We start from the raw sequence: 20,979 nt of genomic DNA, 5'->3' as shown, positions 1-20,979 counted from the left end.
TTCAGGATGCAAACCTGTTAATAAAAATCAATGTCGAGAATAGGAAGATATTTACTCTTCAAAAAACTATCTTTCGCCCGAGTTATGATCCATAACTTGTTATCATCCATAATTCAGAAAAATTTATATAAATGACTAATTTTCCCGATCCTTTTTATCGCTGGCGACCTCACCCATGGCATGGTCTGGAAACTGGCAATGTCGAATCCGGAATTATTAATGCATTCATCGAAATAACCCCGTTTGACCTGGTGAAGTATGAAGTTGACAAAGCCACGGGCTACCTGCGTGTGGACCGACCGCAGCAGAGCTCATCCCTTCCCCCCTCCCTTTACGGGTTCATCCCCCGCACGTACTGTGGAAACCGGGTCGGCGCACTCTCTGAATACACTGATATGGGAGATCACGATCCTCTCGATATCTGCGTGTTGAGTGAACGTCCCATTAGCAAATCCGAGGTTATCCTGACGGCCCGAGTCGTCGGTGGCATCCATATGATTGACAATGGAGAAGCCGACGATAAGATCATTGCGGTGCTGAACAATGATAAATTTTGGTCAGATGCGCATGATATTTCTGATCTGCCCGAAAATATCAGGCAGCGTCTCCGTCACTACTTTGCTACCTACAAACTGGTACAGGGTGAAGAAAAAACCGTTACCGTTGAAGAGGTATATAATAAGGAGAAAGCACTGAAAGTTATTGATGCTTCTACCGAAGACTATGACCAGGCGTTTGGCAAGTAGTTAACTGGCTACGGAGATCATACGCATTGCGTTAGTACAGAATGTAAAAAGCGCTGCTTCGAAATTATTTGATGCGAAGCAGCGCTTTTTTAATGATCGCTCTTAAACGAGCGAAGAAGATAACTATGCGAGCAAGCAAAGTTATTTCCTGAGGGCCATGAAATACTTTGGTGTCATTGCGAACGGAATGCGGCAATCTCCCCTCGTGTGGGGATCGCCACGCCCCAAGCCACCAGCCGGCGGACGCGATGACGGTTTTATATACCACGGTTTTGCAAAGCCTTCTTCCCTAAGTATTACATCAAGTTATAAGGATACTTAAAAAATGTTTTAATAGTACCTTTCACCTTTGAGTCCCCAATATTTGATAAGGATATAGCCCACCAGCATTCCACCCAGGTGCGCAAAATGAGCGACGCCGGTAGCAGTACCGACCACCCCGTTGAAGAGTTCCAACCCCCCGAAAATCAATACAAAGTATTTTGCTTTAATCGGGATCGGTGGAATAAGGAGCATGATGGGCCGTTCGGGGAACATCATACCAAAAGCAAGCAAGATGCCATATACAGCGCCAGAAGCCCCAACGGTAGGTGCTCCACCCCCGCCAATGAACATGTGCAGCAGAGCGGCTCCGATTCCGGTAAGAAAGTAATAGTACACAAAACGCTTGGTTCCCCAGAAATTTTCAATCGCCTGGCCAAACATCCAGAGTGCAAAAAGGTTCATAAAGATATGGCCAAATCCCCCGTGCAGAAACATGTAGGTAACAAGCTGCCAGGGCTGAAAGAGACCGGATCCAATGGGCCATAACGCACCGAATTGGAATAAAAACTGTCCCACTACGGGGGTACTTAATCCCACAAAAAACAGGCCATTGATGATAAGCAGATGCTTTACAGCAGGTGGGAAAATTGAGAACGCAGTGTTGGGACTATAATTATTGGAAGTATAACTCAAAATGCAGTACTTAAGAATTTAATGTAACGTGATGCATGTACAGATCATATCCGGCAGTAATAAAACAGAATAGATTGATTTCTAAAAATAAAAGATCAATAAAATATACGGCATTGCCTGTTTAAATGATTCACCGGAATTACATTTGAGTTACTCAATTACGCCGGGGTGACGTTTATTTCCAGGTTCGCCAATTCGGGATTTTCAACCTTGTCGTCACGTTCAATTTTTCCATCACGAAGCCTGACGATGCGGCGGGCGTGATTTGCGATTTCGTCTTCGTGAGTAACCACCAGGATCGTATTTCCCATTCGATGTAGTTCTTCGAAAAGGAGCATAATCTCTTCCCCGGTTTTGGTATCCAGGTTCCCTGTCGGCTCATCGGCAAGCAGTATCGAAGGGTTGTTAACCAGTGCCCGGGCAATTGCCACGCGCTGCCGCTGGCCACCGGAAAGTTCATTGGGTCTGTGGTCCATTCTGTCGCCAAGTCCAACGCGTGTGAGCGTTTTTGCTGCCCTCTCGTGGCGTTCGGAGGACTTGACACCGGCGTAAATCAAGGGTAGTTCCACGTTTGCCAGGCAGTTGGTTCTCGGTAGCAGGTTAAATGTCTGGAAAACGAACCCGATCTCCCGGTTTCGCACCTCTGCCAGCTCCGCATCCTCCAGTTCACTTACATCCTGGTTATTTAAAATATATTTGCCGGATGTAGGCGTATCCAGACATCCGATTAGGTTCATCAGCGTTGACTTACCAGAACCGGATGGTCCCATAATGGCAATGTATTCGTTCTCTTTTACATCGAAAGAGACACCGTCGAGGGCCCGAACTTCGTTGTTCCCCATCAGGTAAATCTTGGTAAGATCACGGATCTCAATTACTGCTCTTTTCATAGCTACTAGTTTTGGGCGAATCGTTGAAATTGATTGTTGTCCACCTTCACTTTATCCCCGTCTTTAAGATCACGGGAGAGTGTTCGATAGCTGCCGATGACGATTTCATCTCCAGCCGATATTCCTGAAAGAATCTGTATGTGGCTGTTGTCACTGATGCCGGTCTCCACTTGCTGGCGTTTTGCAATGCCATCCTCCACCTTAAAGACAACCTTGCGGAGATCTTCCTCGGGAATAACCATGCCACCGTCCGTATCCGAAGTATCAGATTCAGTGACGTTTGTGGAATCGGATTTCACACCTGTACTATCCTCGGCAAAGTCACGCACGGTTACGGCTTGAATCGGAAGTGACACCACATTAAATACGGTCTCTGTCTCAATATCGACGGTAGCTGACATGCCGGGCTTGAAGCTGGGCACAAACTCGCTGCCGGGTAGCTCCTGCGCAGCCTGTTGAACCAGATCCTGGCTGCCGGCCATGTCCAGGTTGTGAGGTGTTGTAATTCTGATTTTCACCTCGTAATTGGTAACCTGTTCATTGGTGCCCGATCCGGTAATCTCAGCAGAGTTGGCAATTTCAGTTACAATTCCATTAAAAATACGTTCTGGGTAGGCATCGACTTCTATATTGGTGGTGTCGCCCGGAGCCACATTGACAATATCATTTTCATTGACCTGCACCACTACTTCCATCTGGTCCATTTTAGAAATCCGCATCAGCTCCGTTCCGGTCATCTGGGTCTGCCCAAGCACCCGTTCGCCCTCTTCCACAGCCAGTGCACTTATGGTGCCATCGCGCGGTGACCGGATCGTTGTTTTTGCAAGCTCTTCTTTTGCCTGGTCGAGCTGGGCCTCAATACTTTGCACCTGGTATTCGGCAGCCTTGTAGTTAGCTTTTTGAGCTTCATAGGCAGTTTTGGCCTGAATATATTGGGCCCTGGAAATTGCTTCTTTCTCGAAAAGCTGTTGTTGTTGGTTGTAAGTTGATTCTGCTTCCAAAAGATTGGCTTTGGCCTGTTCAAGGCGCGCTTTTTGAGTCAGCAGCGTAGCATTGGTCTCTTCGATACGGGCCTCATAGATATCCGGTTTAATGCGTAGTAAGAGGTCATCTTTCGCTACATAGTCGCCCTCTTTGACGGGCAGCTCGATGATTTCACCGGATACTTCTGGTCGCAAAATAACCTCCACTTCCGGCTGAATTTTACCGGATGCTGATACCATTTGCGTAATCGTCTTCAACTTGGCTTTTGCCGTTTCCACGGTCTTTCCCTCTCCCTCTCCTCCAAGCCATCCCATCGATTTGGCCACAAAGCCACCGACGGCGACCAGAATTACGAGTACTCCCCCCACCATCATCAACCGCATGGTGGGTGATGTTTTCGTTTTTTTTGACATAGATAGCACCTCTTTTTTAGCCTAACACTCTTTATACATGCTCTCTTATTCTAATGATATATTCTCATTAAGCTTCCCAATGTAGTAGTCAAGCAGCTGCTGTTGAAATATAAGCCGGAAAAGGGCTTGCGCTCTGCTGGCCTGTGCCTCCACATATTGGGCATTTGCGTCACTAAGTTCTATCAACGTTCCTGCGCCAACATTATATCGCTGTCTTTGGGTCTCGTAGGAACGCTCGGCAGCTCTCAATGCTTTTTCTGATGATTCAAGCTGTTTTACATATGAGGTATAATCGTTATATGCCTGGTTTACCTCCTGCACAATTTGGAGTTCAATATCCTGGAGATTCAACAGGGCATTACGGTAACTTATTCTCTGAGATTGAACATTTGTTCTCCTGTTGAGATTGCCAAAAATTGGGATGTTCAGGGAGAGGCCCACTGAGCGGTTAATATTCAGGTCAAAGAATTGGTCATTAAAACTAGATCGCTGCAGTTCTGAGTAACCGCTGGAGAGGTTGCCGCTTAGGCTAAGAGAAGGATACAAGCTCCCTTTTGTTGCACTGAGCTGGTGCCGGATCGCTTCAATATTGTACTTTTCTCGTTGCAGGTCAGAACGATTTTCCAAGGCGGTTGTGACCAGCTCTTCCAGATCATATTCCGGGGCTGTTATTGTCTGTCCATCAATATCGGGGGAAACAAATTCATATTCTTTGCGTGGATCAATCTGCAGTGTTTGAATCAGTTGCAGGCGGCTGGACTCCAGCGCGTTTTCCGAATTAACAACCGCAAGCTCGTTATTGGCAACCTGTGCTTCCTGGTTATATAAGTCCACATTGGGACGTGATCCAACCTCTACCTGAGCTCGGACCTGCTCCAATGTTTTCTGTGAAGCTGCCAAGTTTTCCCGGTCTATTTCGAGAAACTGCTTGTCCAAGATAAACTGAAGATAATTGCTGGCGGTGTTGAAGATAATATTCTCCCGGACGCGTTCAAGATTCTCCTCGCTCGACATCTTATCAAACTGACTGCTCTTAAGGGAGTGCAGGTTTTCAAAGCCACTGAAAATAGGAATATCCGCACTGAGGCTGCTACGAAGGGAGTTGTTTGTTTCCGTCGTAATAGAACCAGTGCTCTGATCAAAAGTACGACCGACGTTTCTGTTTCCTGAAATATTGGCGTTCAGGGAAGGAAGGTAATCCGCCTTTTCACTCAATTCCTGGTTTTGGGAAAGTTCATAATTATTCTGGGCAACTTTTAACTGGTAGTTGTTTTCTAATGCAATCTCAATGGCTTCTTCCAGGGTAATGGTTTCAACGCTGTCTGTTTGAGCCTTTAGTAACAGGGGGAACCCTAAAATCAGTACTACAATTATCCCACGTTTCATATAAGCTTCAGTTAAATTTTTATGATTATGATGATTTCAATCCGTGGTGGTACACGAATCTTATTTTGAATAGTTTCATGATAGAGAAAGGATGGTCCTCACGATATCTAAGCTTTATCATTTGTCAGTTCATCCACCCCGTTGACGAGATCTTCCTTTTTTCCTTCCAGGAATTCATCCAGATAATCGGTGGCAGCTGTTACTGCTTTCCGGGTCGCCAGTTTTTTCAGTTCAGACAACAAAAGAGAGGTAAATCCTTCTTTGGTGTGGCTGGCTCCTGAGCTTCTTTTGGGTTTGTGGCCAGCTAAAAAACCCACCAGCAATGATACCCCTACGACTGGTATTGGGTATTGCTTTATAATCTCCGACGGTTTCAACTTATGACTCACATCACTGCGAACTTTGTCAATGGAGCTGTCCAGCTCTGTTTGAATCCGATCCAGCTCGGCTTCGAGTTCTTCCTTTTTTGCCTTTATCTCATCCAGTTCTTCATTCGACATATCGTACAACTCTTTTTATTTAGTCGGTTCGTCTGTTTCTTTGGTTTTGAGCATCAGCCGTTCGTTCTTGTGCTCTTTGTTTTCCGATATCGCTTTGATTATCTCTTTTTCAAAGTGATTTTGAATCCCATCCAGCATACTTTTCGGCTTCAGGTAATAAAACATAAATCCTGCGACAATAAGCGGCAGGGATACCAAAATATAGCCCAGGCTTTCGTTATCAAGCAGATCACCCAGGAACAGCGCCAGAGCAACCAGCAGGAAAACGGCCCCACTGGTAAGCATGATAATACCGGCCACTTTTTGGACCGACTCCGCTATCATTCGTGAAATATGCTCTCCCACATTCAGCATGAGTAGCTCTACACGCTTTTCCACATATAATTTGAGGTCGCCTGAAATCGTTTTAAGACGCCTACTCAATGGATCGTTCTTATCTGATGACATAGTTTATTCGTCGGAACTTAGAATTTTGCCAATGATGTATCCTATCAGCAAACCGCCGGCTACACTTTTGACAGGATTTTTGCGAATAATCTTTTCCGCACGAGCCTTTAACTCTTCAATACGCTCATTTAACTTATCGTCTTCCACGATCTTGCGCCCACGATCCAGTGCTTCGTCTAATCTTTGATTCAAGTTTTGGAGAATTTCTTCGTTCATCGAACTGTAATTGGGGTTAATGGATATCCTTCAAAAGTTAACTAAAGAATTTTTCCTGTAAGTTAAAATGAGAAGTTACTGTTCTTCCCAATTCATTTTTTCAGACAAACTATCAATAATATATGGAGCCAATCTGAAGAGAATCTGAAGTGAAAATTGCAGTTACTCGCACTTGCTGGTAGCTGTCAATTTCTGATAAGCCAAATCGAACTTCTAACTGCCATTCTTTTTAGTCTGAATAAAATACGATTAAAGTTTGTAAAGCTTGTTGGGAGAGTCCGGCGAATCCCTGCATTAATTAGGACTTCTCTTTTCCTTGCATTTGGAACGCTCAATGCACTGGCTTCCTTCTCCCGAAGTTTTTTCACTCGAAGAGTGTTCATTTTTGTATCGATGAAAAAACGAACCAAAAAAATCGCCGGCGAATGAAATTTTTGTTGTGTTCCCTTCACCTCCGCTAAAATCATTTAACTCGAACCGCTGGACCCCGCGGATCTCAGGCAGAAATGATTTCTTCACGCTCCGGCTCCGGTCACTCGGATCAACAAAAATTTCAAAGGCCGGAAGGAGCATTGAGAGTTAAAAATTAGGATTTGGGATTATTCAGTTCCCCCAATTCAACAATTAACCTTTAACACTGCTTTGCCCGTGACTTTTCGGGTGGAAGTTCTTTACCCCGACTCCCGACGGATTTCAGTCATTCAAAAAATAAACACCCTCATATGATAAAATGCTTTTTATTTCGATTTTAAGGAGTTCTGATTTTCATCACTCATACCTTAAACTCTCAATAGGATCAAGCTTGGCTGCTTTAAAAGCGGGATACACACCAAATACGATACCGATTATCGTCATCCCCACAATGCCTGCAACAGCCGCCATCCAGGGAAACACGATGCTCGATTCCATCCAAATTGCCAGCGCATTTCCGCCAATTATTCCAATGAGCATTCCCACAATGCCACCGATTTGACAGATGACGATCGCCTCCATCAAAAACTGTGACGTGATCGCCTTTTTGGTAGCGCCCACCGCTTTGCGAATGCCGATCTCACGGGTCCGCTCGGTCACCGACACCAGCATAATGTTCATAACTCCAATGCCAGCACCCAAAAGTGCAATTCCCCCCACGACAAAACCAAAAATATACAGCACTCCCGTAAACTGGTCGAATGCCCCCGAGAGCGACTCATTGGTTTCGATCTCAAAATCGTTCTCCTGCCCGGGCGGCACTTTGCGGATGGTGCGCAGCAGGCCGGTAAGCTCATCCATTGAGGCGCTGATCGAGGTCATCGAAGGAGCTTTCACCTGTATATCGATATTTCGCTCACCGCCATACACATTCATCGCCGTGGTGTAGGGTATGAGCACGAAATTGTCGAGCGAGCTGCCAAATACACTCCCTTTCTCATCAGCCAGGCCGATAACTCGAAACGGACGCCCATCAATACGGATCGTCTTGCCCAGTGGGTACTCGACTTCAAAAAGATTTTCCCGGACGTCCTGTCCAATTATCACGACCGGCCGACCATACTGGATATCCTGGCTGGTAAAATTCCGTCCGTCGGCTAGCTCATAGGCATTGTTTGTCAAATAGTACTGGTTACTCCCCCTGACCGGCACATTCGGTTCGGTCTCCTCTTCCCCATAAACAATCTTGGTTGTAGAAAACACTTCATCCGGGTTGATATCGCTTACCAAACGGACCCGCGCCTGGAGCTCTTCCATCGTCTCAAAAGTGATATCTTCGCGATTGCGGTATTTTTGCCAGTCTCCGCCCATCCTTACCGAAGGATATTTCGACACATTAATCACATTTCCGCCCATCAGGGTGAGTGTTTCCTTAAAAAAAGTGTCGAGCACCAGGACGGCAGTAGAGGCACTAATTATGGCGAAAACACCTACCACGATAGCCAGCAACGTCAGCGCCGAGCGCAACTTATTGGCTGCCAGTGAAGAAAATGCCTGTTTTATGACTTCGAGTATATTCATATCGGATACAAATTATTCATACCTGAGAGAATCAATGGGATCAGATTTTGCAGCGCGATAGGCTGGTAAAAAGCCAAATGCCAAGCCTACAAGCGTACAGATGCCGAACGCCAGAGCCACCGTCCGCCAGCTCATGTAGGCAACAAAAAACTGGTTTATGATCTGTGTTGTAATAATAGAGAGCAGAACGCCGATCACCCCACCAATCATACAGATGATGGTCGCTTCAACAAGGAACTGGGCCAGTATCTCCCACGCTTTGGCTCCCACCGCTTTGCGGATGCCGATCTCCTTGGTGCGCTCCCGTACCGAGACAAACATGATATTCATTACTCCGATCCCACCTATGAAAAGGGCCAGCGAGGTCAGGAAAATTCCGATGCCGTAGATGGCAAATGTCATTGATTCATATTGCTGCCGAAACGCTTCCGGCTTATTGATCGCAAAATCATTTTCCTCCAAGGGATCCAGTTGCCGTATGCTGCGCATCAACCCTTCAATCTCGTATTCCCCCTCAAGCTGGGCTTCTTTACCTGGAAATTTTACGGTCAGGCGGACGTCTAAACGCGAGCCATAAATCTCCTGGAAGGCAGTCATGGGAATGATAACCTGGTTGTCGAGATCCTCCAGTCCCAGGAATGACCCCTGCCGTTCCATTAGTCCGATCACAAGAAACCGCTGCCCGCCAATTTTGACCTGTTTCCCGAGTGGATATTCAAACTCAAACAGGGCATCTGAAACACTCTGTCCCATTACCACGACATTGGAACCTGTGCGCTCTTCCTCGGCTGTAAAAAACCGACCTTCAGCAATATCCATTGAGCTGGTTCGGGTTATTGCTTCTGTTGCGCCCTGCAATATGACCCCATCGGCGTATTTATCCCCAAACCGGACAGTCGCGTTGCGCATGGAACTGGCGGATACTGCTGAGGCAAACCGGCTGCCTTCCTCAAGCTCTTCCGCGTAATCGATCTTCATATCGCGCCGGTTGCGGTATTCCCACCACTTATATTCACCGCTTCCCAGTCCCCAGGGCCATTTTTCAACATAAATTACATTCTGCCCCAGCATGCTCATGCTTTTTTCAAAGGCACGGTCAATGCCGTCGATAGTAGTGGACATTGTGGTTACGGAAACAATACCGATGACAATGCAGGTTGCTGTTAGAATGGATCGTGTTTTATTGGTCCCCAGCGCCCGAAATGAAATTTTCAGGCTCTCCCATACACTATTTGCTACCCGGTAAAATTTAGACATATCTCTGCGATGACTGATCGTTGATCAAGAATGAACCTTACGAAAAGAAATTCATTTGGTTACAGGTGAATTAGCTGGATAGGGAATAAGGAATTATTTCCTGATGGATTTCCCAACGGTCTCTTTCCACCAGTTCATTTTTTCAATGAAGAAAAAACGAACCAAAAAATTCACCGGCGGAGTAAATTGTCGCTGTGTTCGCTCCACTCCGCTAAAATCATTGAACTCGTTCTGTAAAAAAACGCAGAACTCAAACAGCAATGATTTTTTCACGCTTCGATTTCATTCTCTTTCCCCAGCGAAATTTACGTTAGGCCGGATGTTAGATTTATGAATTGTCAATGTAAAATCAGATTCAGATTAATGTTGAGATTATTTCTTGGTAACTCGGCCTTTCCAACATTTGGCCTTCATTAAAGCAAAAGATGGAAGCAGAAAGAATTTCTGTTCGAAACCGGTGCGGCAGAAGACAGTTTCAACGTTAAAATTCTAGTCAAACCGGTTGAGTTAAATTCTTCTTGATCTTTTCGTCCCTTTTGGACTGTGTCCGACTGCCGGCGTGATCAAGCCAAAAGGGACACCTCAAAAATTGGGATTAGTCCAGGAATTATAACTGGCATCCATTACCACTCACACAGTACGTTTTCCTTTGAACACCTCTCACTTCATAAAATGACTAAATTTCAGAATCTCCCGATAGTTCATTATCATTTTGCTCCTATTGATGCACCCTGAAAATCTACTTCTTAATTTTAAAAACTTAATCTCCGGTGGCAAAACAAAAATTGGATATTCTCGCACTAGCTGCTCACCCCGACGATACTGAATTGTGCTGTGGTGGCACCCTGGCGAAGTTGGTCCAGCAAGGCAAAAAAGTGGGCGTACTTGACCTGACGCAGGGGGAAATGGCAACGCGGGGCACACCGGAAGATAGACTCCAAGAGTCACAGAATGCAGCGGACCTGCTGGGTCTGGAAGTCCGCAAAAACCTGGGGCTGCCGGATACCAGGCTCGAAAACACCCGTGAATACCAGAAACAAATAATCCAGGTGGTTCGGGCCTATCGACCGCATGTCTGTTTTGTAGGTGCTCCAACCGACCGGCATCCCGATCACGGTGATGCCACAACACTGGTACTGGATGCCCTATTCTACAGTGGTCTCACCAAGATCAAAACACAAGACGATGAAGGTAATAAACAACAGCGCTGGCGCCCTTCACACATCTTGCATTATATGCAGGATCAACCGTTCGAGCCGGACCTGGTGTTCGATATTTCTGATACCTTTGAACTAAAAAAGAAGGCGGTTCTGGCGTTTGAAACCCAATTCCATGTGAAGAATCCCGGCGATGATCCAGAAAGTTATATCTCGTCTGAACGCTTCTTCAAAAATATTGAGGCCCGGGCCCGCCACTACGGCCATATGATAGGCGCCGAATATGGCGAGCCGTTCAAGTATTATAATGGACCAATTCCGTTCACTTCTTTTGGGGAGCTGTTTGATTCTGATCCTTTCAGATGATTAGTGATGCGTGATGCATAATGCATGATACGTTGTCACTTCATAAACGAAAGAAGTCAAATATATGTAATCAGCACAGATTTTTATCTGATGGTAATTATTGCTTAAAAGGGTACATCCTTACGCATTTACGAATTAAGCATCAGGTATTAAGCCTGTTCCGCCTTACGTTCCTCAGAAGTAAAATGCTCTTCGACTGCCTTTAGCAGGAATGAATGGATCGCCTCATTACCCGCTAAAATGCGCTTTCCGAAAAGCCAGTTATCTCCGCCCTCCCAATCGGATAGCACGCCGCCCGCTTCTTTGATGATCAGGCTGGCAGCGGCCACGTCCCAGGCATTCAGTGAATACTCGTAGAAACCGTCGTAACGTCCCGCCGCAACGCAACACATATCGAACGCTGCTGAGCCCGGTCGACGCACCCCATGCGTGTTGTGCATAAGGTACTCAAACAGTTCCAGGTAATGTTTCACCAGGTACAGATCACGATAGGGAAATCCGGTCCCGATAAGTGTATTTGCAGGATCGGTAGTTTTGGAGACATGAATCGGCGACCCGTTCAGGTAAGCCCCCTGCCCTTTTACTGCACTGAAAAGCTCATCACGTCCCACTTCGAGCACTACGCCAACCTTCGGCTCTCGGTGCTCCCACATCGCCACCGAGACACAGTAAATCGGGAAACCATGCGCAAAATTTGTGGTACCGTCGATCGGATCGACCAGCCACGTTCGGGCTTCTGGTACGCGGCGTTCCTCCTGGCTTTCTTCTGCCATCACCTGGTCTTCCGGGAAGGCTTCCTGTATGATCTTCAATACTACTTTTTCCGTTGCCAGGTCGGCATCGGTTACCAGGTCATTTTTGCCTTTCAACTCGATATCAAAATCTTTGTCGGTGGTATATTGGATAATAATTTCACTTCCCTTGCGGGCTGCCTGTTTGGCAATTTCTAATTCCTTTGAATAATCGTTCATTTGTACTTTGTGTGGCTAGCTTTAGAATTAAATGGAATGATGGGTAATTCGTGATACGTGATTCGTAATGCGTAAGGGGTCACAACTTTCACGCATTACGAATCACGGTTTACGTATCAGTCGGCATTGTTTATAGTATAGGATATTACTGGTTAGTTACGAGAAGGGCATACTATCTATCTATTCCTCTCCCTTCATCTTATACTCAAAGACCTTCTTCGTCAGGCTTTCGCCTTCATCTGACTCTGGATCAGGGAAGAGTTCGTCGGGGGGAGTTTTCTGCAAAAGGGTACGTTGCCTGCCAACCTCTTTCATCGTTCGCATCACCTTCTTGCGCTCCTCGGTGGTTTCACATTGATCATATTTTTGTTGGAGCTCACGCTGAAGGCTTTCCAGGTAATGAACCTTCAGGGCTTTCAGGGCTCCTTTTGCCGTCATATAAGGATTTTTATCACGCTTGTACCGCACCCCGGTTTTCTCAGGATGTCGCTCACTTACCGAGTGCTCTTCCAGTACAATTTCTCCCACCAGCTGGGGGTAGGGATGCTCCCGATCGGCATACACCTGCACCGAAACCTCCTTTTCCTCTTTATATCGCTCGATGATATCCAGGTAAAATGTCTTCAACTGCTCATTCTCGAACTGCTGCTCATTACAGAGCGAACCGATATAATCGATCATGGTCCGATCATACATCAGCATCAGGCGGATGAGTTCTTTCTCATAGTTCGGCTTCTTGCCCGGGGGCGTTTTGGGCTTTGCTCTCCGTTGCGGTTTCGAATTCTCAACCTGCTGTTCAAAAGCCCGTGTATGACCATCAGGCTGGTGTGGAACGGGGGCTTGCTGCTGCTCTTCCCGCTGTCGCTTTTGCTCTCGTTCCCTTTCCCTTTTCTTCCGTTTTCGGGCCCGTTCTTTCTGCTTCTTAAGCTCCTTCAGAATCTTTCCCAGCTCTTCAAAAAGCGCCCGATCACCAATTTTTGAGATCTCATTCAGCTTCTGAACTTTGACCTCTCGCTTAATTTTGTCGGGTATGTGGGCGATCGATTCCAGGATTAGAGTAATTACCTTTTCCTTTTCTTCATCCCAGCTGCCATCTTCCTGCGCTTTATGAACCAGGTAGTGCAGGAAATCCTCTGAATTTTCCTCTTTCAGCTCACGGAATGAGTCCTCCCCGAACTGGCGTACAAATGAGTCGGGATCCTCGCCCTGTGGCAGTTCCAGCAGCTTTACGTCCATCCCTTCGGCCAGCCCTATGTTGATACCGCGCTTCATCGCTCGCTGCCCGGCGGAGTCGGAGTCATAGATCATTGTTATCGCATCGCCATAACGGTGCAACAGGTGCATCTGTCCCGGAGTCAGCGAGGTGCCACTGGAGGCGACCACATTATCAATGTTATTCTGATTGAGCGTGATCACGTCGGTGTAGCCCTCCACCAGCAATACGTCACCCGACTTGCGGATGCCCCCTTTGGCAAAGTTGACCCCATAAAGCACTTCACTTTTATTGTAGACTTTGGTCTGTGGGGAGTTGATATATTTGGCGGTTTTCTCATTCCCCAGCACCCGCCCTGCAAAAGCGATCACTTTTCCTGATGGATTGAATATCGGGAACATCAGTCGCCCGCGGAAGGTGTCGTAATAGCCCTCGCCACGCTTGCTGGGTTTGATGAGGCCGGCTTCCGACAAGTATTCTTCATTTAAACCTGAATCGACGGCCGCTTTGTAGAGCTTTTCTCCTTCCCTCGGGGCATAGCCCAACCCGAATTTCTGCATAATTTCCCGGTTGTAGCCCCGCTCCTGGAGGTACTGCCGGGCCTGCTCTGCCTCATTGCTTTCAATCAGCTGCCGATAGTAATAGACGCCGGCATAGCGCAGGGCGTGATAGATACCTTCCCGCAGGTTGTGTTCTTCATCAAATTCCGGGTCATCCTCTTCGGGTAGGGAGACTCCGAATCGCTGAGCCAGCGTGCGCATCGCCTCCACAAAGCCGATACCCTCCATCTCCATCACGAAGTTGAACACATCACCCGATTCTCCGCATCCAAAACATTTATAGATCCCCAGATCCGGCGTTACATGGAAAGAAGGGGTATTTTCGTCATGGAATGGACACAGGCCTTTGTAACTGCGGCCCGAGCGTTTCAGCTTGACATAGTCTTCCACTACCTCGACAATGTCGGCCGTCTCGCGAATTTCCTCTTTCTTTTCGTCTGGTATCATAGCAGTGGATAAATGTCTTAATAATAATAAGAGAAAACCAGTCTAGTTTCACCATCAACTATTGCTTTATTGCTCCAAATATGCGTTACACAAATAGGCACGAAGTAGACTCAGAGTATCACAAAGTTTTGCTGGTGGTTCTTTGTATATCCTTCATGTATCTTGGTGATTAGGGCCTGTAGCCGCTCGGCGGCTTACTACTCCGCCTGCCTATCCTTATAACTACGGCCGGGATCTCCTTTACTATGTATCCTGCCTGATATTACCATCTCTTACACTCCGATATTGCAATATCGTACTCCATGATATTAGTATATCGTGCCCCGTGATATTATAATATCGGACAGGATGATATACCCATATCCCACACCATGATATAGTAATATCATATAGCATGATATGGTAATATCACACGCTCGGTGCTTATAAGGACAGGAAGGCCAGGCAGTAAAGCTCGGTAGGACTGAGTAGTAAAGGGTACACCGATCGTCCGCTAAGAAGGGGCAACAGGATAGGCAAGCCGCAGTCGCAGCCCCTCTTTCGTCAGGGGACAGACGACTGAAGAAAGATGGTAACGGGAAAGATACCTTATCAAATGAGTAGGGCTTGTTGGAGCACGTTGCAGCCGTGCCCGCACAAAATCCATAATTCGGGCTTTAGCAGCCTGTAAAGTAGTAAGAAACGGGCATTTGCAGTGGAGTAGATATGAAATACCGATAACAATTGACCTGTTCATTTAAATTACTTTGGCCTACCGGGGAAATTAACACAAATTATTTGACTGCTCTTGAAAATTTCTTTATTCCATTAAATAAACCCTCATCCACTTTTGGCAAATAACCCTTTAGTCGGTATATTCCCACCGATTAAATTAAACGCTAATTCAACCCAGAAATTCTGATTCATGAGCGTACTCGTAGGCAACGACACACGACTGGTTGTTCAGGGCATTACCGGAAGCGAAGGTAGTTTCCATGCAGAACAAATGATTGAATATGGAACGAATGTAGTAGCAGGTGTTACCCCCGGTAAAGGTGGTCAAAAACATTTAGATCGACCTGTTTACAACACTGTCGCAGATGCAGTAAAAAAAGAAGGAGCTAACACTTCGGTTATTTTTGTACCCCCGGCTTTTGCGGGAGATGCGATCTCGGAAGCCGCATTTGCAGGTATTGAGGTAATTATCTGTATTACGGAAGGAATCCCGGTTAAAGATATGGTGACGGCCAAGCAGATTGTGAACAGTCACGGAGCTACGCTCATCGGCCCAAACTGTCCTGGAGTTATTACTCCCGGGGAGGCGAAAATTGGCATTATGCCCGGCAATATTTTCACGCCCGGCAAAGTTGGACTGATCTCTCGTTCAGGAACGCTTACATACGAAGCGGTCGATCAGCTTACCAAGGCGGGTATGGGTCAGAGCACCGCAATCGGTATTGGCGGCGACCCGGTCATTGGAACCACCCACACCGACGCCGTAAAACTGTTCCAGGACGATCCTGACACCGAAGCGATTGTACTGATTGGTGAGATTGGTGGAACAGCCGAGGAAGAAGCAGCTGCCTACATCAAGGAGAATGTGGACAAGCCCGTTGTTGCATTCATTGCAGGTAGCACGGCCCCTCCCGGACGACGAATGGGACACGCCGGTGCCATCATTTCCGGTGGACAGGGAACGGCCAAAGATAAGAAGAAGGCCCTGCGAGCTGCGGGCGTTACCGTCGTTGACAGTCCTGCCGATATCGGCGTTACGCTGAAAGAGATGGTCGCAGTTTAAAAGAAGAGTTTATCTCATTTCACAGAGCTGTCATCTTTCCAAAAGATGGCAGCTCTTTTTTATTTGGGGGCTTGACAAAACCGTAGAAGCAGAGTGTCCGTTTGCTTCAGGCACAAAGTAGCTGAATGGAGATAGAATTATTGCCGTGAACGTATTGAGTTAAAAAATAGATAAGCCTTATCACTTGCTCGGGGGATTAATTCTAATAGAAGTCGGTTTAACATTTAGCGGTTGAGTTGTGAAGCCATAATCTACAATAGAATCTCTCAGTCATCCTGTACCCCGATGCAGGATCTCGCAAGGGTATATGCGTTGATTCTATTTCGGTTCAATATCAACGTTTGTCATCTTTCCCAGATCCTGAATGAGATCCCGAGTCAAGCTCAGGACTAAAGGTACAGGATGACTGAAAGGCATTTCCTAACTGCTCAACGCCTTCGGTTTAATCTCAATCAACGAGTCTCTCTCCCTGCTTGTAGGGAGAGAACAAGAGTGGGTCACCAAGAGGCAAATACAGTTACAGGGCATCATTTTTTTTGAGATTATGGGAATAGTAAAGTGCGGGAACCTCGATCAACACCCATCCTCTGCTACGCACAAGGTTTCGTAGAGCAGGCTTTGTTTCCTCCCTGATAATCATGGAGAAAAACTCTTTATTAAGACTTATAATCCTCTCTCAGTTTTATGCCGAGCCAAGGTTATTTATTATTTTTTGACTTCGTCCCTTCCCAACAGCTGCTGTCCGGTACTATAACCGGCATGTTATATTCCAGGTCCGGGGCGGACATCTGCGGCATCGCATCCCTGAACTCCTCGCTTGGTTTGTAGATCGGCATGTTAAAATCGATGCAATTATCTCGCTGCTTATTTTTGGGAGGTTTCAAAAAATTAGGTAGGATTGTGATCAGCGAATCCTCTTGAATTAATCCAAATGACAACGGATCCTGTTGAACTTTGGGTTTCACTATTTGTTGAGCTTCCAGACTGGCAGTGACAGCCAGTAAGAATATTGTTAAAATCAACGTGTACGCCTTCATCTCCATACCTTTTACTTAGCTCTCGATATGTTTACGGCAGTCCGATTCATTTATTGTAATCCGTGAAGTATCGCTGTCATTACATACCATAAAACGGAGTGGACTTTTTAAATAACTCTCTTAATTTAGTGGAGTCAATTTCGACTCAAATCCAATCCTGATGGATCGAAAAGAGTTTATTAAATCTACTTCTGCCTCAGCCTTACTTTTTTCTATGGGAATAGATTCAATATTCAGCACTCCAACCAAGACGCCACTGGCTGATGCCGTAAATACTGTAACCGGTACCATCCCGAGCACAAAACTGGGGTTTACGTTGGTACACGAACATATTCTTTCTCGTTTCGGTCCCCCAGCCGAGGAGCCGGGCCAATATAATGAAGCTGATGTGCTCGAACAGGTAGTGCCCTATCTGAAATATATAAACTCACTGGGCTGCCAGACGATTGTTGACTGCACCGCGGCTTATTTTGGGCGAAATATAGCTTTACTCAAAAAAATATCAGAACAGAGTGGAATCAACATTCTAACCAACACCGGTATCTATGGGGCTGCCGGTGATGATTATATTCCCGGTTACGCATATAATGAGAGTCCTGAAAAGCTGGCTGCTCGCTGGATTGATGAATTCGAAAACGGCATCCAGGGAACAGAAATTAAGCCGGGATTTGTGAAGATCGGGGTCGACTCCGGTCCCCTTTCCGATATCGACGCCAAGCTGGTCCGGGCAGCTGCGCTGACGCATCGTGAAACAGGGCTCCTGCTTCAGATTCATACCTCGGATAATCCCAAAGCGGTCGATCAGCAGCTGCAAATATTAGGGGGAGAAGGTGTACATCCCTCGGCCTGGGTGTGGGTGCATGCTCAAAATATGGATAGCCCGAAAGCATTGCTCCGGGCGGCAAAAAAAGGAGCGTGGATCTCCCTGGACGGACTCCGAACCCCAAATTACCTGAACGGGTATGCGGACAGTACCAGCACCGTAAATCATCATCTGCAATTAATACGAGCTTTTAAAGAAGAAGGGATGCTGGATCATATTCTGCTGGGCCATGATGGATCCACCTATCCCCCTGACGGCGTAGCTAAACGCCCAATGGACGTTCTCATCAACACTTTTATCCCTATGCTTAAAGCTTCTGGTTTCACAGATCAGGAAATCAACCAAGTAACCCGGCAAAATCCCGCACAGGCATTTTCAATTAACGTCAGAACGATATAGCGATGATCACTTATTTTTTGATTGGCTTCGGCATCGGAACCCTGATGATCAGCGGCATCAAGCATTACGAGGACCGCCATTGGAAATATTTTCCAACCAAATTTATCACTGCAACGGGATTTATCTGTATTGTTATCGGGATGGTAATGCTGTTATACTGATGGCCTTTAACGCGTTTCCTGGTTAGTCATCTTCACGGGCGACCATAACGATGGATGTATCAGACATTCTGCGGAATCCGCGTCATCTGCGGGCCCTGTCGTTCTCCCGCTGATTACGCAGATCGCGCAGAAACCGTATAGTAGCTCTAAATTCAACCGGTAAATACGTTGGTCATTATTATTTCCCATCAACAGTTGAGGATTCATTGAAAAATTCAATGGCCCACTTTAGGTACTTCAACAGTTTTTCTTCCTCGTTTCCATCATAATCGCTCTCTAAGAGAAATGCGTATATGGCAGATTCCTTAGACTTTAAGCTGGAATCCCTATAGTCATGCCTGATTTTAATGCAGCTTCCCTTCTCCTTTCGACAACTCAAAATGAGAATCTTATTTCTGCTTTTATTTGATTTCTCCCGGATCGACGTCCTTTTCGGGTCAAGCTCATACAAATTTAGATAGGTATATTTTTGGGCCAACTGTTTATCCTCAGGATTAAAATCAGTAACACGAAACGAGCCGTATTCATCGAGTTCCCAGTACAGGGAGATGTTGCCCGTAAGCCGCTGTATGGTCTCCTCTCCCTGCGTATTAATCCATTCCACCGCTTCACTCTTTGACTGGGAAAATCCCATGTGAGAAAGAGATAGAATAAAAATAATTGACGACCCCAATACTCTCATCAGCTTCTTTTGGGAGAAGAATTGTTTGAAAAGCGTTATCCCTCCACCTTGTTGCTCAACACACATTCTTTCAAACGTGTTTAGGGGTTAGATTAGATGGCAAAGAACCGAGAAATATCCTCTGTGTCATCCCGGATCCCGATCCGGGATCTCGTGTGGGCACCAAACGCTGATCTATTGAGAGCTGAGATCAACGGCAGAGGCCCTGCGAGATCCTGAAACAAGTTCAGGATGACACAAAGCCTGCTTTTTAACCGCTAAACGCATTCTTTCATTTAAAATGCATTTACTCTGAAATCTCTATCGGGTCAGGTCTATTGAATTCCCAAACGTCTCGACTCACCGATTCTGGTTGATTCAGGAATACAAATGTACCCTTTTTGTTGCTCACCACAATATCGGGGTAGCCATTCCCGCTCAAATCGCCTGTGTCTACCTCTACGCCTACTCCAGAGTCATAATCCACCAGGTACGGTACAAAGGTTACTTCAGGGCCACTTCGGTCGAGTTTAAACCAGTAGAGAACGGCGGCATTGTTATGAAAATCGTATCCATCGGGACCGTGTGCCCAGAATCGCTTCCCGGTCACCAGGTCTTTCACCCCGTCATTGTCCATATCCACGAGATCGATGGCATGTATTTCAGCAAATTTAACGCCGTAGCGGTTATCAGCGGTCGAATCTCCCATAATGATGTTTTGTTCAAAGGTGATTTCATCCTCATTCCGGGTCTGGCGAAACCATGCCAAGCCCCAATAGTGGGCATTCAGGCTGCTTACTACATCGTTCAGTCCGTCACTATCAACATCGTAGGCATACATCTGTGCGCCTCCCTGTTGATCGGCCCCAAAATCCACTTCGTGATATTCCCATTGGCTGTTCAGCTGATCTTTGCCCGGATTCTTCCACCAGCCTTCTTTCTTCATGATATCCTCCAGTCCATCACCATCGATATCCCCAATACCGAGACCATGGGTGAATTTCCCCCAGTCATGTTGCTCGGAAATGCGGGTAAACGACCAAGGCTGGGTAGGATCATCGGCGTTCCGTGTGGCGTATCCAAGATATCCATCCGTATGAAATACCAGTTCCAGCTGGCCATCCCGGTTCAGATCATAAAATTGTGGCGATTCGTTATCAACGCGTTCATGAATCAGGTGGCGGTTCCAGTAATCGTCCCCGCTTCCGGGGTTCTCAAACCAGTGGGCAGCCTCACCGGGAAATCCCACCATCAGGATATCATTCCGATCGTCCCCGTTTACATCCTCAATATTCACGATGAAATTGTCGGAATATTTATAGGGATCGTACTCCCTGGGCTCGTAGTATGCATGCTTCGTTTTGAAATCAGGGCCTTCATACCAGTATGATCCCGCAATGACATCGGGCTGGTTGTCTTGATTGATGTCACCAATTCCAGCCCCTTCTGCATAAAAGGCGGAAGACAACTGGATCTTTTGAAATTTATGAATAGTATAGTCTCCGCCCTGTCCCTTGGATTGTTGACATGAGGAAAGAATAGTGACACCGGCTGCGATTATCATAACAGCCAATACACTGACGTGTACTTTTTTCATTTTATGATCTCCAGTGAATTTG

General features: G+C 46.4%; 21 protein-coding genes. 5 read left to right on the top strand and 16 right to left on the bottom strand.

Annotation, left to right across the window (positions count from 1 at the left end; genetic code table 11):
• The first annotated feature begins 131 nt into the window (after positions 1-131).
• Positions 132-746 carry an inorganic pyrophosphatase gene (locus tag NC796_RS03255; RefSeq protein WP_310682109.1) on the top strand — a complete coding sequence of 205 codons (615 nt, stop codon included), beginning with the start codon at positions 132-134 and terminating at the stop codon, positions 744-746.
• Positions 747-1,076: 330 nt separating this feature from the next.
• Here the strand turns inward: NC796_RS03255 and NC796_RS03250 are convergent, their stop codons facing one another.
• From NC796_RS03250 to NC796_RS03205, 10 genes are all read right to left on the bottom strand, one after another.
• Positions 1,077-1,703 (bottom strand): rhomboid family intramembrane serine protease, encoded by a 627-nt coding sequence (locus tag NC796_RS03250; RefSeq protein ID WP_310682108.1) that lies wholly within the window; start codon positions 1,701-1,703, stop codon positions 1,077-1,079.
• 158 nt (positions 1,704-1,861) lie between these two features.
• On the bottom strand, positions 1,862-2,593 hold the full coding sequence (locus tag NC796_RS03245) for an ABC transporter ATP-binding protein (RefSeq protein ID WP_310682107.1): 732 nt from the start codon (positions 2,591-2,593) through the stop codon (positions 1,862-1,864).
• Between the two features lie 5 nt (positions 2,594-2,598).
• Positions 2,599-3,990, bottom strand: coding sequence for an efflux RND transporter periplasmic adaptor subunit (locus tag NC796_RS03240; RefSeq protein ID WP_310682106.1), 1,392 nt, complete (start codon positions 3,988-3,990; stop codon positions 2,599-2,601).
• Positions 3,991-4,035: 45 nt separating this feature from the next.
• On the bottom strand, positions 4,036-5,376 hold the full coding sequence (locus tag NC796_RS03235; protein WP_310682105.1) for a TolC family protein: 1,341 nt from the start codon (positions 5,374-5,376) through the stop codon (positions 4,036-4,038).
• Positions 5,377-5,483: 107 nt separating this feature from the next.
• Positions 5,484-5,876 (bottom strand): hypothetical protein, encoded by a 393-nt coding sequence (locus tag NC796_RS03230; RefSeq protein WP_310682104.1) that lies wholly within the window; start codon positions 5,874-5,876, stop codon positions 5,484-5,486.
• A 15-nt stretch (positions 5,877-5,891) separates the two neighbouring features.
• Positions 5,892-6,323: a phage holin family protein gene (locus NC796_RS03225; protein ID WP_310682102.1), complete on the bottom strand. Its 432-nt coding sequence runs from the start codon at positions 6,321-6,323 to the stop codon at positions 5,892-5,894.
• Between the two features lie 3 nt (positions 6,324-6,326).
• Positions 6,327-6,539, bottom strand: a complete 213-nt coding sequence (locus tag NC796_RS03220; protein WP_310682100.1) for a hypothetical protein — start codon at positions 6,537-6,539, stop codon at positions 6,327-6,329.
• Between the two features lie 768 nt (positions 6,540-7,307).
• Entirely contained in the window at positions 7,308-8,531 is a 1,224-nt protein-coding gene (locus tag NC796_RS03215; protein ID WP_310682098.1) for an ABC transporter permease, read from the bottom strand.
• 12 nt (positions 8,532-8,543) lie between these two features.
• Entirely contained in the window at positions 8,544-9,788 is a 1,245-nt protein-coding gene (locus NC796_RS03210; protein ID WP_310682096.1) for an ABC transporter permease, read from the bottom strand.
• Positions 9,789-9,881: 93 nt separating this feature from the next.
• On the bottom strand, positions 9,882-10,061 hold the full coding sequence (locus NC796_RS03205; protein ID WP_310682094.1) for a hypothetical protein: 180 nt from the start codon (positions 10,059-10,061) through the stop codon (positions 9,882-9,884).
• Between the two features lie 497 nt (positions 10,062-10,558).
• On the opposite strand from NC796_RS03205, the gene bshB1 reads away from it, so the two are divergent.
• Complete coding sequence (gene bshB1, locus NC796_RS03200; protein WP_310682093.1) at positions 10,559-11,311, top strand: bacillithiol biosynthesis deacetylase BshB1; 753 nt, start codon at positions 10,559-10,561, stop codon at positions 11,309-11,311.
• A 149-nt stretch (positions 11,312-11,460) separates the two neighbouring features.
• Here bshB1 and NC796_RS03195 read toward each other — a convergent pair whose 3' ends face one another.
• The 3 genes from NC796_RS03195 to NC796_RS03185 all read right to left on the bottom strand — a co-directional run bounded on the left by NC796_RS03195 (position 11,461) and on the right by NC796_RS03185 (position 15,238).
• Complete coding sequence (locus tag NC796_RS03195; RefSeq protein WP_310682092.1) at positions 11,461-12,282, bottom strand: inositol monophosphatase family protein; 822 nt, start codon at positions 12,280-12,282, stop codon at positions 11,461-11,463.
• Positions 12,283-12,462: 180 nt separating this feature from the next.
• Positions 12,463-14,502 (bottom strand): DNA primase, encoded by a 2,040-nt coding sequence (gene dnaG / locus NC796_RS03190; RefSeq protein WP_310682091.1) that lies wholly within the window; start codon positions 14,500-14,502, stop codon positions 12,463-12,465.
• Positions 14,503-14,995: 493 nt separating this feature from the next.
• Entirely contained in the window at positions 14,996-15,238 is a 243-nt protein-coding gene (locus tag NC796_RS03185; RefSeq protein WP_310682090.1) for a hypothetical protein, read from the bottom strand.
• Positions 15,239-15,406: 168 nt separating this feature from the next.
• Here NC796_RS03185 and sucD point away from each other — a divergent pair, with 168 nt between their 5' ends.
• Entirely contained in the window at positions 15,407-16,279 is an 873-nt protein-coding gene (sucD, locus tag NC796_RS03180) for a succinate--CoA ligase subunit alpha (RefSeq protein WP_310682089.1), read from the top strand.
• A gap of 698 nt (positions 16,280-16,977) precedes the next feature.
• Here sucD and NC796_RS03175 read toward each other — a convergent pair.
• Positions 16,978-17,316, bottom strand: coding sequence for a hypothetical protein (locus NC796_RS03175; protein WP_310682088.1), 339 nt, complete (start codon positions 17,314-17,316; stop codon positions 16,978-16,980).
• Between the two features lie 214 nt (positions 17,317-17,530).
• Between NC796_RS03175 and NC796_RS03170 the strand changes: the two genes are divergently transcribed.
• Entirely contained in the window at positions 17,531-18,538 is a 1,008-nt protein-coding gene (locus NC796_RS03170; RefSeq protein WP_310682087.1) for a hypothetical protein, read from the top strand.
• Between the two features lie 2 nt (positions 18,539-18,540).
• Positions 18,541-18,699: a hypothetical protein gene (locus tag NC796_RS03165; RefSeq protein WP_310682085.1), complete on the top strand. Its 159-nt coding sequence runs from the start codon at positions 18,541-18,543 to the stop codon at positions 18,697-18,699.
• Between the two features lie 178 nt (positions 18,700-18,877).
• On the opposite strand, the gene NC796_RS03160 is transcribed toward NC796_RS03165, so the two are convergent.
• Both NC796_RS03160 and NC796_RS03155 read right to left on the bottom strand, forming a co-directional pair.
• Positions 18,878-19,447 (bottom strand): hypothetical protein, encoded by a 570-nt coding sequence (locus tag NC796_RS03160; RefSeq protein WP_310682083.1) that lies wholly within the window; start codon positions 19,445-19,447, stop codon positions 18,878-18,880.
• Between the two features lie 220 nt (positions 19,448-19,667).
• Positions 19,668-20,957, bottom strand: a complete 1,290-nt coding sequence (locus tag NC796_RS03155; protein ID WP_310682080.1) for a VCBS repeat-containing protein — start codon at positions 20,955-20,957, stop codon at positions 19,668-19,670.
• Positions 20,958-20,979 lie beyond the last annotated feature (22 nt).

The organism is Aliifodinibius sp. S!AR15-10, from assembly GCF_031569985.1.
In the GTDB taxonomy this organism is placed as follows: domain Bacteria; phylum Bacteroidota; class Rhodothermia; order Balneolales; family Balneolaceae; genus JAMQKA01.
The sequence above is the reverse complement of the archived record's forward strand: the minus strand, read 5'-3'. Positions and strand labels throughout refer to the sequence as shown.

Excerpts from the sequence above, each read along its gene's own strand:
- NC796_RS03255 (WP_310682109.1), top strand. The coding sequence starts at position 132 with ATGACTAATTTTCCCGATCCTTTTTATCGCTGGCGACCTCACCCATGG.
- NC796_RS03245 (WP_310682107.1), bottom strand. The coding sequence starts at position 2,593 with ATGAAAAGAGCAGTAATTGAGATCCGTGATCTTACCAAGATTTACCTG.
- NC796_RS03240 (WP_310682106.1), bottom strand. The coding sequence starts at position 3,990 with ATGTCAAAAAAAACGAAAACATCACCCACCATGCGGTTGATGATGGTG.
- NC796_RS03235 (WP_310682105.1), bottom strand. The coding sequence starts at position 5,376 with ATGAAACGTGGGATAATTGTAGTACTGATTTTAGGGTTCCCCCTGTTA.
- NC796_RS03230 (WP_310682104.1), bottom strand. The coding sequence starts at position 5,876 with ATGTCGAATGAAGAACTGGATGAGATAAAGGCAAAAAAGGAAGAACTC.
- NC796_RS03225 (WP_310682102.1), bottom strand. The coding sequence starts at position 6,323 with ATGTCATCAGATAAGAACGATCCATTGAGTAGGCGTCTTAAAACGATT.
- NC796_RS03220 (WP_310682100.1), bottom strand. The coding sequence starts at position 6,539 with ATGAACGAAGAAATTCTCCAAAACTTGAATCAAAGATTAGACGAAGCA.
- NC796_RS03215 (WP_310682098.1), bottom strand. The coding sequence starts at position 8,531 with ATGAATATACTCGAAGTCATAAAACAGGCATTTTCTTCACTGGCAGCC.
- NC796_RS03210 (WP_310682096.1), bottom strand. The coding sequence starts at position 9,788 with ATGTCTAAATTTTACCGGGTAGCAAATAGTGTATGGGAGAGCCTGAAA.
- NC796_RS03195 (WP_310682092.1), bottom strand. The coding sequence starts at position 12,282 with ATGAACGATTATTCAAAGGAATTAGAAATTGCCAAACAGGCAGCCCGC.
- dnaG (WP_310682091.1), bottom strand. The coding sequence starts at position 14,502 with ATGATACCAGACGAAAAGAAAGAGGAAATTCGCGAGACGGCCGACATT.
- NC796_RS03185 (WP_310682090.1), bottom strand. The coding sequence starts at position 15,238 with ATGAACAGGTCAATTGTTATCGGTATTTCATATCTACTCCACTGCAAA.
- sucD (WP_310682089.1), top strand. The coding sequence starts at position 15,407 with ATGAGCGTACTCGTAGGCAACGACACACGACTGGTTGTTCAGGGCATT.
- NC796_RS03175 (WP_310682088.1), bottom strand. The coding sequence starts at position 17,316 with ATGAAGGCGTACACGTTGATTTTAACAATATTCTTACTGGCTGTCACT.
- NC796_RS03170 (WP_310682087.1), top strand. The coding sequence starts at position 17,531 with ATGGGAATAGATTCAATATTCAGCACTCCAACCAAGACGCCACTGGCT.
- NC796_RS03165 (WP_310682085.1), top strand. The coding sequence starts at position 18,541 with ATGATCACTTATTTTTTGATTGGCTTCGGCATCGGAACCCTGATGATC.
- NC796_RS03160 (WP_310682083.1), bottom strand. The coding sequence starts at position 19,447 with ATGTGTGTTGAGCAACAAGGTGGAGGGATAACGCTTTTCAAACAATTC.
- NC796_RS03155 (WP_310682080.1), bottom strand. The coding sequence starts at position 20,957 with ATGAAAAAAGTACACGTCAGTGTATTGGCTGTTATGATAATCGCAGCC.